Origin of the sequence: Roseomonas rosulenta (genome assembly GCF_016106005.1) — a bacterium.
Lineage (GTDB): Bacteria > Pseudomonadota > Alphaproteobacteria > Acetobacterales > Acetobacteraceae > Neoroseomonas > Neoroseomonas rosulenta.
Map to the genome: position 1 here is coordinate 1 of NZ_JACADR010000145.1, position 10,893 is coordinate 10,893.

The 10,893-nt window shown below is 72.5% G+C and carries 13 protein-coding genes; 6 read left to right on the forward strand and 7 right to left on the reverse strand.

The window, feature by feature from the left end; translation table 11 throughout:
- The 3 genes from HW578_RS16425 to HW578_RS16435 all read left to right on the forward strand — a co-directional run.
- On the forward strand, window positions 1-572 hold a 572-nt coding region (locus tag HW578_RS16425), incomplete at its 5' end, for an MFS transporter (RefSeq protein WP_198371688.1).
- Window positions 569-1,249: a CatB-related O-acetyltransferase gene (locus HW578_RS16430; RefSeq protein ID WP_198371690.1), complete on the forward strand. Its 681-nt coding sequence runs from the start codon at window positions 569-571 to the stop codon at window positions 1,247-1,249. The genes HW578_RS16425 and HW578_RS16430, both read left to right, overlap by 4 nt.
- A gap of 75 nt (window positions 1,250-1,324) precedes the next feature.
- On the forward strand, window positions 1,325-2,122 hold the full coding sequence (locus HW578_RS16435; RefSeq protein WP_198371691.1) for a class I SAM-dependent methyltransferase: 798 nt from the start codon (window positions 1,325-1,327) through the stop codon (window positions 2,120-2,122).
- A gap of 15 nt (window positions 2,123-2,137) precedes the next feature.
- Here HW578_RS16435 and HW578_RS16440 read toward each other — a convergent pair whose 3' ends face one another.
- Genes HW578_RS16440 through def form a run of 4 tightly spaced genes read right to left on the reverse strand, consistent with a single transcriptional unit; the run spans window position 2,138 to window position 5,064 of the window.
- Complete coding sequence (locus tag HW578_RS16440; RefSeq protein WP_198371693.1) at window positions 2,138-2,809, reverse strand: tyrosine-protein phosphatase; 672 nt, start codon at window positions 2,807-2,809, stop codon at window positions 2,138-2,140.
- Between the two features lie 56 nt (window positions 2,810-2,865).
- Entirely contained in the window at window positions 2,866-3,627 is a 762-nt protein-coding gene (gene truA / locus HW578_RS16445) for a tRNA pseudouridine(38-40) synthase TruA (protein ID WP_198371695.1), read from the reverse strand.
- A complete protein-coding gene (gene fmt / locus HW578_RS16450; RefSeq protein ID WP_198371696.1) occupies window positions 3,627-4,532 on the reverse strand; it encodes a methionyl-tRNA formyltransferase in 906 nt (301 codons plus the stop codon). Before fmt ends, truA begins: the two co-directional genes overlap by 1 nt.
- 4 nt (window positions 4,533-4,536) lie before the next feature.
- Window positions 4,537-5,064 carry a peptide deformylase gene (gene def / locus HW578_RS16455; protein WP_198371698.1) on the reverse strand — a complete coding sequence of 176 codons (528 nt, stop codon included), beginning with the start codon at window positions 5,062-5,064 and terminating at the stop codon, window positions 4,537-4,539.
- Between the two features lie 168 nt (window positions 5,065-5,232).
- Here def and HW578_RS16460 point away from each other — a divergent pair, with 168 nt between their 5' ends.
- Together HW578_RS16460 and HW578_RS16465 are read left to right on the forward strand one after the other, a co-directional pair.
- Complete coding sequence (locus HW578_RS16460; protein ID WP_369407909.1) at window positions 5,233-5,688, forward strand: Hsp20 family protein; 456 nt, start codon at window positions 5,233-5,235, stop codon at window positions 5,686-5,688.
- Window positions 5,689-5,773: 85 nt separating this feature from the next.
- On the forward strand, window positions 5,774-6,028 hold the full coding sequence (locus HW578_RS16465) for a hypothetical protein (protein WP_198371700.1): 255 nt from the start codon (window positions 5,774-5,776) through the stop codon (window positions 6,026-6,028).
- A gap of 99 nt (window positions 6,029-6,127) precedes the next feature.
- Here HW578_RS16465 and HW578_RS16470 read toward each other — a convergent pair whose 3' ends face one another.
- Window positions 6,128-6,805, reverse strand: a complete 678-nt coding sequence (locus HW578_RS16470) for a hypothetical protein (protein WP_198371701.1) — start codon at window positions 6,803-6,805, stop codon at window positions 6,128-6,130.
- Window positions 6,806-7,132: 327 nt separating this feature from the next.
- Between HW578_RS16470 and HW578_RS16475 the strand changes: the two genes are divergently transcribed.
- The gene (locus tag HW578_RS16475) at window positions 7,133-8,617 is read left to right on the forward strand and encodes a glycosyltransferase 61 family protein (protein WP_198371702.1); all 1,485 of its coding nucleotides are present in this window, start codon (window positions 7,133-7,135) and stop codon (window positions 8,615-8,617) included.
- Between the two features lie 24 nt (window positions 8,618-8,641).
- Here the strand turns inward: HW578_RS16475 and hpf are convergent, their stop codons facing one another.
- Entirely contained in the window at window positions 8,642-9,235 is a 594-nt protein-coding gene (gene hpf, locus HW578_RS16480; protein ID WP_198371703.1) for a ribosome hibernation-promoting factor, HPF/YfiA family, read from the reverse strand.
- A gap of 102 nt (window positions 9,236-9,337) precedes the next feature.
- Window positions 9,338-10,893 (reverse strand): RNA polymerase factor sigma-54 (rpoN, locus tag HW578_RS16485; protein WP_456308288.1); only part of this gene is annotated, 1,556 nt, incomplete at its 5' end.

The window sequence follows — 10,893 nt, forward strand, 5'->3', positions numbered from 1 at the left end:
GGCTGCTGCGCGGGGAATGGGCGCCGCTGCTGAGCGCGGCCACGGTCTGGGCCTTCTACAACGCGGCCTTCGTGGTGGCGCTGGGCTTTGCGCCGGCCTTCCTGGTGGCGCGCGGCTGGGCGGCGGAGGCGGCGGGTGCCGCCACCTCCCTGGTCGGCTTCGCCATCCTGCCGCTGCTGCCACTAGGCGGGGCGGTGGCGGAAAGGCTGGGCCGGCCGGTGGCGACAGTGGTCGGCTGCATGCTCGGCATGGCGGCCTGCCTGGTGGCGGTTGTGGCGGGGCTCAGCCCCTGGGTGGCGCTCGGCCTGTTCGGCTTGCTGGCGGGACCGCCGGCCAGCCTGGTGATGGCAATGGTGGGGCGCGCCCTGTCCGCGCCGTCCCGCGCCTTCGGCATGGGCGTGCACTACACCATGTTCTATGGCGCGCTGGCGCTGCTGCCGCCGCTGGCGGGCTGGGCGCGCGACGCGAGCGGCGCGCCGGCGGCGCCGCTGGTGGCAGGGGTCGTGTTCCTGCTGGTCGCGCTGGCCGCGCTGGCCGTGTATCTGCGGCTGGAACCCCGGAGCACCGCATGACCGCGCCGCCCGATCCCGACACGCTGCACCCCGTGCCGGGCGACACCGGCACCGTCTTCCTGCGCCCGCTGCTGGCGCTCAGTCCCGACGTCGCGAACGTCGCCGCCGGGGACTACTCCTACTACCACGATCACGAGGACCCGCTGCGCTTCCTGGAACGCTGCGTGCGCTACAATTTCGGCCTCGGGCGGCTGACCATCGGGCGGTATTGCGCCATCGCGCATCGCGCCACCTTCCTGATGCCGGCGGCGAACCACGCCATGGCGGGGCCCTCCACCTATCCCTTCGCGATCATGGGCGGGGCCTTCGCCGATGCGCTGCCGCTCGCCGACTATCCGTGGCGCGGCGGCGGGGACATCGTGGTCGGCAATGATGTCTGGCTCGGCACGGAATGCCTGGTGCTGCCGGGGGTCACCATCGGCGATGGCGCGGTTGTCGGCGCGCGAGCGGTGGTGACGGAGGACGTACCGCCCTATGGCGTGGTGGCCGGCAACCCGGCGCGGCTGGCGCGGCGGCGCTTCGACGAGGCGACGGTGGACCGCCTGCTCGGGATCGCCTGGTGGGACTGGCCGGCCGATCGCGTGGCGCGCGCTATCCCGGCGCTGGTGCGCGGCGACGTGACGGCGCTGGAAGCGGTTCCGCAGCGCGCCGAAGCGCATGATTCGGCAGGCGAATAGACGTGTCATTGCCGGCCGATAGGGCCTAGCGTCCGCCCGCGCGCCGAACGGCGCGCCAAGCAGGGAAGAACGCGCATGGCCATCCAGCCGCACAACGAGAAGGCCGCCAGCACATGGGGTGCAGGCGGAGCGGCCTATGACAGGATCAGCGAGTCGATCGCTGATTCCATCGAGCACATGCTGAACCTGCTCGACATCCAGCCCGGCGAAAGCGTGCTCGACCTCGCCACCGGAACGGGATGGACCGCGCGGCGCCTTGCGCAGAAGGGCGCGAAGGTCACAGGCATCGACATCGGCGAGGGCGTGATCGATGCGGCGCGTCGGCTCGCGACCGCATCCAACCTCGACATCGACTTTGCCGTCGGCGATGCGGAAGGCACCGACCTGCCCGGAGGCGCGTTCGACGTCATCACATCCACCTGCGGCGTGATGTTCGCGAGCCGGCCGGATGCCGTGGCGCGCGAACTGGCGCGGCTGACGAAGGCCGGCGGGCGGATCGGCCTCACCACCTGGCCGCCGACCAGCACCCTCGCCGGCATGTTCCAGATGATGAAGCCCTACATGCCGCCGCCGCCCAGCCCGGCACCTCCCTCGCCCTTCGAATGGGGGCGACAGGATCGTGTGCGCGAGTTGCTCGGCGCCGATTTCGACCTGTCCTTCGAGACCGGCACGACGGTCCTGCGCATGCCCTCGGGCGAGCGTGTCTGGAACGTGTTCAGCGAGGGCTACGGCCCGACCAAGATGCTGCACCGTGCGACCGACCGGAAGGACGACCTGCGCCGCGACTTCGTGGCGTTCCACGACACGCATCGCACGCCGCTCGGCGTCGCGATGCCGCGCGACTACCTGGTGGTCATCGGCAGGCGCCGCTGAGCCCGCGCTGCGGCGTCACTCGCGCCGCAGCACGCCATCCACCAGCCGGTCGGCCCAGGGGGTGCTTCGGAAGGACGCCCGGAGGGCGTCTTCCGAATAATCCTCCCGCACCCAATCCAGGAACGGCTTAGCGCCGTGAGTCTTCACGAAGGCGGCGTAGGACCGGAAGAAGGCGTCGAGGATGCCGGTGCGCGCCGCCGCCACATGCCCGAAACGCAGCGAGAGTTGGTCGAGCGCCTGCTCCACCGTGCCGCCGCGCGCCAGCAGCCAGATCCCGGCCGCGAGCCCGGTGCGGTCCGCACCCGACTTGCAGTGGATCAGCCCGGGCTCGGTCATGCGCGCGAAGATGCCCGCCAGGCGCAGCACGCGATCCTTGTGCGGCGCGCCGCGCGATTCCAGCGGCGCGTCGATGTGCTCGAGCCCTAGCGCCGCCGCCGCCTGACGGCCCAGCGCATCCGACCCGCAGGCCTCGCGGTGCCCGCGCAGGTTGATCACGGTGCGGATGCCATGCCGCCGCACCGCCTGGTCGAGCTGCCAGGGCGTGGGGTGGTTCGACCTATACAGCCGGCCGCTCTCAACCACGCCCCAGTTGCGCCAGCCCAGGCGCAGCAGCGCATGGTCGACGAACAGGGAATTCAGCCAGGCCGAGCGGCGGGCGCCGGGAAGGGTAAGGTCGCGGGCAGGCATCGCCGCGCCTTATGGCGGGTTTGGCGAGAAATGTTGAGGGCGGCGGTGGCGCGGCGTCAGCCCCAGTCGATCGGCGGGTCGTAGCGCACGCCGGTCAGGGTCAGGCCCTCCGGCGGCGCGGTCTGCCCCGCGCGGGCGCGGTCGCGGCCATCCAGCACGGCGCGCGGCCAGGAGGCCGGGCGGCGGCCCATGCCGACCTCGACCAGCGTGCCGACCAGGTTGCGCACCTGGTGGTGCAGGAAGGAGCGTGCCTCGGCGACGATCACCACCTCGTCGGCCAGTCGCGTCACATCGAGGCGATCCAGCGTGCGCAGCGGCGACTTCGCCTGGCAGGAGGCCGCACGGAAGGCGGAGAAATCATGCCGCCCGAGCAGCGCCTGCGCCGCTTCGTGCATCGCCGTCGCATCGAGCCGCCGCTGCACGTGCCAGACGCGCCCGACGTCGAGCGCCGGGCGCGCGCGCCGGTTCAGGATGCGATAGCGATAGGCCCGCCCGGTCGCGTCGAAGCGCGGCGACCAGCCGGGCGCTGCCGCGACGGCCGCCAGCACCGTGACCGAGTGCGGCCGGGTGTGGAAGTTCAGCGCATCGCGCACGCGCTCGGGCGGCAGGTCGGCGGCGATCTCGACCAGCACCACCTGGGCCTCCGCATGCACGCCGGCATCGGTGCGCCCGGCGGCTGTGGCGAGGGGCGGCTCGCCGCCGTTCAGGTGGGCGGCGGCCTCCTCGATCACCTGCTGGATGGACAGGCCGCTCGTCTGCCGCTGCCAGCCGATGAAGGGCGCGCCGTCGTATTCCACCAGCAGCGCGAAGGCGGGCATCAGCCGAGGACCGTCCCGCGGGGCAGCGCGAAGCCACGCAGGAAGGCGTCCGCGTCCTGCGCGGCGCGGCCGGGGCGTTGCAGGCGCAGCAGGCGCAGCGCCGCGGTGCCGGTCGCGACCAGGCCGGCATCATCCAGCAGCATGCCGGGGACGCCGGCGCCGGGCTCGACGCGCGCGGCCAGCACGCGCACCTGCTCGCCGCCATGGTCGAAGAAGGTGCCGGGCCAGGGGTTCAGCGCGCGCACGCGGCGTTCCAGCGCGGCGGCCTCGGCCGCCCAGTCGAGACGTCCATCCGCCTTGGTCAGTTTCGGCGCGTAGGTCACGCCGGCCTCGGGCTGCGGAATCGCCGCCGGGTCCTCGGCCAGGGCGCGCAGCACCAGGCGCGCGCCCATCGCCGCCAGCGCATCATGCAGCGCGCCCGCCGTGGCGTCGGGCGCGATGGGCATCGCCTCGGCCAGCAGCATTGGGCCGGTGTCGAGGCCTTCCTCCATGCGCATGATGGTGATGCCGGTCTCGCGGTCCCCGGCCAGGATGGCGGCATGGATCGGCGCCGCCCCGCGCCAGCGCGGCAGCAGCGAGGCATGGATGTTGATGCACCCGCGCCTCGGCGCATCCAGCATCGCGCGCGGCAGGATCAGCCCATAGGCGGCGACCACCGCGGCATCGAGGTCGAGCGCGGCGAAGGCGTCATGCTCGGCGGCATCGCGCCTGAGCCGCGCGGGCGTGCGGACCGGCAGGCCGAGATCGAGCGCCGCGCGATGCACCGGGCAGGGCGTTTCCTTCTGCCCCCGCCCGGCCGGGCGGGGCGGCTGGCAATAGACGGCGGCGATCTCGTGCCCCGCCGCATGCAGCGCGCGCAGCGCCGGCACGGCGAAGTCGGGGCTGCCCATGAAGGCGAGGCGCATCGGCTCAGTCCCGCTGCTTCGCCTTGAGGTCCTTGGCGAGCCGGCGCAGCAGCATATTGCGCTTTAGCGCGCTCAGGTAGTCCACGAACAGCACCCCATCCAGGTGGTCGATCTCGTGCTGCAGGCAGGCGGAGAGCAGGCCCTCGCCCGCGATCTCGTGCCGCGCGCCGGACAGGTCGTGGTAGCGCACGCGCACCTGCGCGGGGCGCGTCACGTCGGCGTACTGGCCGGGCAGGGACAGGCAGCCTTCCTCGCGCGTCGCGACCTCCTTGCTGGCGGCGACGATCTCGGGGTTCACCAGCACGATCGGGTCCGGCTGCTCGTTCTTCTGCAGGTCGATCACCACCAGGCGCAGCAGCTCGCCCACCTGCGGCGCGGCCAGGCCGATGCCCGGCGCGGCGTACATCGAAGCCAGCATCTGCGGCGCCAGGGCGCGCACCCGGTCGGCATCCGCCGGGCCGACGGGCTTCGCCTTGGCGCGCAGTCGCGGGTCGGGAACGAACAAGATCGGCAGCGTCGGGGTATCGGTCATGGCGGGGCGCCGGGTGCTTAGCCCCCGCCGGGCCGCTTGGGGAGCCCCCTTCGACCGGGCATCGCGCGCCACCCCTTGCAACGCGGGCACCGCCCGCCAAGATCGTGGCATGGCGGGGTGCTTCGGGTCCCGCCACCGCTTCGCTCTCGCATGAGGAGGCCCGCTTCGGTGTCACGCCAGTCGCTCTTCGGCTCGCCCCTGTTCCTCGGCTTCGACCACCTCGAGCAGATGCTCGACCGGGTCGGCAAGAATGCCGATGGCTACCCCCCCTACAACATCGAACAGACCGGCGATAACCGCCTGCGCATCACCCTAGCCGTGGCCGGCTTCGCCATGGACGACCTGCAGATCACGCAGGAAGACAACCAGTTGGTGATCCGCGGCCGCCAGAAGGACGATGCCGAGGGGCGCGTCTTCCTCCATCGCGGCATCGCCGCGCGGCAGTTCCAGCGCGCCTTCGTGCTCGCGGAAGGCATGGAGGTGGAAGGTGCGTGGCTCGACAACGGGCTGCTGCACCTCGACCTGAAGCGCCCGCAGCCCGAGGCGCGGGTCAGGACCATCCGCATCGGCGCACGCACGAACGGGCCGACCACGATCATGGAGGGGCGCCCCGACCGGGGCTGATCCCCCCTCCTTCCCCAGCCGGGCCCATCCGGGCCGGTCAACGCCGCACGGGCCCCGCGGGGACGGCGCGGCAGGAGAACCTCAGATGACCGAGTATGACGATATCGACGAGCCGCAAGACCAGGCCCTGTCGGCGGCCGACCTCAAGCGGCTCTCGCCGCTCGACTGGGCGCGCTATGGCGCGCAGCGCATCGCCTATGTCCGCCCGGTGGTGGTGAACGGCCAGGCGGCCATCGCCATCCATGCCGCCGACGGCACGCCGATCGGCGCCGCGCCGAGCATCGCCCTCGCGACCGCGGCCATCGTTCAGCACGGGATGGGGCCGGCGCTGGTGCACTGACCGGCGCGGTCAGGCCGCCGGGTAGCCCAGCCGTTCCGCGAGGTCGCCGAATGTCTTGCGGAACTTGGCGTGCAGGGCGGGGGTGAACTGCTCCCGCCACTACTCCGGACGGCCGGAGCGCATATGCGTCGTGTTCAGCCGGCCCGAGAACAGGCTGTTTGCCTCGGCGATGCGCAGCGCCGCGGCCATGTCCTGCCGGCGCAGCCCGAGCCAGAGGAACATGCGCCGGAACGTGAGCAGTTCGGTGTCGGTGGCCAGGTCCTCGAAGTGGATGGTCCTGAACATCGGCGAAGGCTTGGCGAACTCCGCCATCCGTTTCAGCGTGCCCGCGGCCATGTGGTCCATCTCGAAGGAGATCCGCGCCTCGTCATCCGGGAGCGAGGTGGTCTTCTGCGCATAGGTCAAACCGCCGAATCCGGGGCGGGGCACATGCGCCCAGGCCTCGGGCGGGCCAGGCGCCAGGCGCGCGTGGTAGTGCGCGCCGCTGATGACGGCATCGCGCGGGTCGCGGATCACCACGATGCCCCGCGCCGTGGGCAGCAGGGGCCCGGTCTCGAAGCGCGAAGGCGCGTCGAAGAAGATGTCCCATTCGTCGAGCGGCATGCGACTGCGCCGCTCCGAGAGCCGGTAGCCCCGACGCACCGCGATCTGCGTGAAGACCTTGAACATCAGCATGGTGCCGGTCTTGTGGAAGGTGCCCACCAGCATCTTCCGCAGCGGCTCCTCGGCAAGCACGGAGGCGCCCGGCGCGTCTTCCTCGCCGATGGTCTCCGACATGCGCCGCGTCTCCCTGCGTCCGGCCGGCCGGCATTCCGGCCCGGGCCTCGGCGCTGCTCTCGCGCGGGGCCGCGACGCCCGACAAGGCGCGCGCAGGCTGCCCCGCCCGGCCTCGGTCCGGCGCCGCTGCGCGCCTCGGGAACGAACGGGCCACATGCGCCTGCCGCGTCGGACGTCGCTCAGGAGAAGACGGATCGCCCGAGCCACTCACGCCCCGTCGTGCGGAACCCTGCGGCGGTTCCACGCGACCGGACGCTGCCCTAGCATTGCGCCGCCGCCGCATCGTTGCCCGCGATGCGCGATGTGGCAGGGGGAACAGCCGCGACCATGGACAAGGAGGCGCGCCCGCCGCGACCCGCGCCTGCCACGGTGCGCGACGCGGCCCGACGCGGGGATTGGGCCGAGGCCCTGCGCCTTGCAGCGCTGCTGGACCCAAGGCGGGTCGGCCCGGGCATCGTCTCGGCGGTGGTGAACGCGGCGCTGGTCGAAGGCCGCGCCGAGGACGTCGCCGCCGCCGCGGCCTTCGCCATCGCCGCGCGCATCCAGCCCTCGCTGCGGGTCGTCCTTGCCTGGCAGATGGCGCAGGCGGGCCAGCTGCCCGAAGGACTGTCGCTGCTGCTGGCCGACCCCGCAACCTACATCGGGGGTCCGGGCCACGATCCGCAGCAGATGCCGGTGGTGCTGCGGTTGCTCCAGCGTGCCGCCCAGGCGCCTACCGTGGCGCCGGCGATGCGCGCCACGGCGGCGGCCCTGGCCGAGCGGCTGCTCGGCGCCTCCGACCGCAAGCCCGAACCGGCCGGCATCCCCTTCGGCCCGGAAGGCGCACGCAGCGACCTGGCATCGCCACCCACCGTGATCCTGGCCGCGCCGGGGGTGCCGGAGGCCATCGCGCAGGAGGCCGGGCGGGCCATGGCGACCTTCGAGACAATAGCCGCGCGCCTGCCGCCGCCGGAGGTCTCGGTGCTGCGCGACGTTTTCGTCGATCGCGGCGGCCTTGTCTGGGACCGCGATGGGCGCCCGGTGCTCACCTACCAGCGGCCGGTGCCGACGGAGGGGATCGCCGCCATGGCGTCGGCGCCGACGATTCCGGCCGCCGTGATGGCGGTCGAGCCGCACGGCAATCTCTACCACTGGTTCGCCGAATGGCTGCCGAGCCTGGCCTGGCGACTGAACGATGCCGCCGGCACGCTGCCCCTGCTGCTGTCCGACCGCGCGCCGGCCTTCGTTGGCGAAAGCCTGGACCTTGCGGATGCCGGCGCGGCGCCGCGCATCGCGGTGGGCGATGCGCTGTTCGTCGAACGCCTGTTCATCGCACAGCGCAACCTGGCCCTGATGGCGCATCGCGCGGCCTATGGCGGCCTGCTGGAGCGCATCGCCGCACGCGCCGACGCCATGGCCGGGCCGGCCATGGGCAGCGGGCCGCTCTATATCTCGCGGCGCGACACACCAAAGCGGCCGCTGGGCAACGAGGCGGCGCTGGAGGCCGCGCTGGCGGAGCGTGGCTTCGAGGCCGCGCTGTTCAGCCGCACGACGCTCGGCCACAACATCGCCCGGCTGCGCCGCGCGCCCTGCGTCGTCGCGCCGCATGGCGCCGGCCTGGCGCTGCTGCTGGCAGCCCGCCGGGGCACCGCGGTGGTCGAGCTGATTCCCGCCACCCGGGCGTCGCTCACGCTGCGGACGTGCTTCGCCAAGGTCTCCCGCGTGGCCGGGCTACGCCACCACCTCTGGCTGGAACGCCCGGACCTGGTGACCGCGGCGTGGGCGGCAGACCTGCCGGGGGTTCTTGCGGCGGTGGAGGCGGCGGGCGGCTGAGGCCCAGCCCGCCGCGCCCCAGCGTCACGCGCCGCCTGGGTCGATCCAGCCGACATTCCCGTCGGCGCGCCGATAGACCACGTTCAGCGCGCGCGTCGCCTTGTTGCGGAACATCAGCACCGGCACATGCGCGAGGTCCATGCGCATCACCGCCTCCCCCACCGTCAGCAGGTCGATCGCGGCTGGGTGCTCGGCGATGATGGCGCCGTGGTCGGCGCCGTTGGCGGCGGCGGGGGCTTCCTCCTCGTCCTCGATCGCCTGCAGCACGCGTTCGCGCCCAGCGGGCGGTTCGGCCGCAACCTCGCGCTCGGGCGCGGCCGAGCGCGCGTGCTCGTTCATCCGGCGGCGATAGCGGCGCAGGCGCTTGGCCAGGTGCTCGGCGGCCTCGTCGAAGGCGCGGTGCGCGTCGGGGCCTTCGCCTTCCCCGCGCAGCGCGAGGCCGCGCCCGGCCTTGAGGTTGATGTCACAGGCGAACAGCGCGCGGTTCTTATGGAAGGTGACGTTGGCTTCCAGCGCGTGGTCGAAATACTTGCGCGTGATGGCATCGAGGCCATCGCGCACATGGACCTTCAGCGCCTCGCCGGTTTCCACCTGTTTGCCTGCGACCGTGACATGCATGGGGCTGTGCCCTCCTTCTTCAGTGAAGGGGAGGGGCCGCCCCGTGGCGACCGTATCGCCGGGTCCGCATCCTCCGCGCGGGCCCGCACAGGCTGGGTCGGATCAGGCCGGGACGGCCTTCTCCCTTTTGCGCTGCACCGATGACGGTATCCGCAGCGCATCGCGGTATTTGGCCACGGTCCGGCGGGCAATGTCCACGCCTTCCGCGCGAAGTCGCTCCACGATCGCATCGTCGGAGAGGATATCCTCCGCGGTCTCAGCCTCGACCATCGACTTGATGCGGTGGCGCACCGCCTCGGCGCTGACGGAATCGCCCCCGGCCGTGCCGGCGATGGCGGTGGTGAAGAAATACTTGAGCTCGAAGGTGCCGCGCGGTGTCGCGATCGCCTTGTTCGAGGTGACGCGGGAGACGGTGCTCTCGTGCATGCCAACCTCCTCCGCCACGTTGCGCAGGATGAGGGGGCGCAGATGCGCGACCCCGTGGCGGAAGAAGCCGTCCTGCCGGCGCACGATCTCGGCCGAGACCTTCAGGATGGTGTTGGCGCGCTGCTCGAGCGACTTCACCAGCCATGAGGCCGTCTGGAAGCGTTCGGCCACCCAGGCCTTCTCGTCGCGCGACTTCGCCCCCACCACCGCGCGGGCGTGGAAGCCGCGGTTGATCAGCACGCGGGGCAGGGTCTCGGGGTTCAGCTCCACGATCCAGTCATCGGCCGGGCCGCGGCGCATCAGCACGTCAGGCACGAGGGTGGCGGCGGGTGGGGCGTCGAAGCTCGCGCCAGGCTTGGGGTCAAGCCGCCGGAGCTCGGCCACCATCTCGGCCATGTCCTCGGCATCGACGCCACAGACGCGCTGCAATCCGCGCAGGTCGCGCCGGGCGAGCATCTCGAGGTTGTCGAGCAGCGCGGCCATCGCCGGGTCGTAGCGGTTGCGGTCCTGCAGCTGGACCATCAGGCATTCGCGCAGGTCGGCGCAGAACATGCCCACCGGGTCGAAGCGCTGCATGCGCCGGCGCACGGCGGTGACGACGGCTTCCGCACAGCCCAGCGCGGCGGCGATGGCGGCATCCGCCACGGCAAGACGCCCGGCGGGATCCACCAGCGCGAGCAGGTTCGCCGCGATCATGCGGTCCTGCGCCGTGTGGAACGTCAGGCGCACCTGCTCGCCGATGTGCTCGCGCAGGTTCTTCTCGGGCGCCGCCATGCCGTCGATGCCCGAAAGCTCGTCGTCGAAATCGGCGCGTCCGCCGCTTCCCATGTGGGGCGTGCCGGCGTCGTAGACATTGTCCCATTCGGCATCGAGCGGGGCGGCGGCCTCGCTCGGCAACACGTCCGAGGCGGCGGCGGCGGCGGCGTCGGGGGCTTCAGGTGGAGCGGGCAGCGGGTCGGTGGTGCGGCCGGCATCCGGGCCGGGGTCGGTGCGTTCGTCGCGCTCCAATAGCGGGTTGCGCTCGAGCTCCTCCTCGACGAAGGCGGTGACCTCGATGTTGGAGGATTGCAGCAGCTTGATCGCCTGGCGCAGCTGCGGCGTCATCACCAGCTGCTGCGACTGGCGCAGGTCGAGGCGCGGGCCGAGCGCCACTACCCGGCGCTCCGCGCCCGCGCAGTTGCCTCGCGCCGTGGATCGAGGGCCGGCGCGGCCGCCGGCGGCGCGCACCGCGA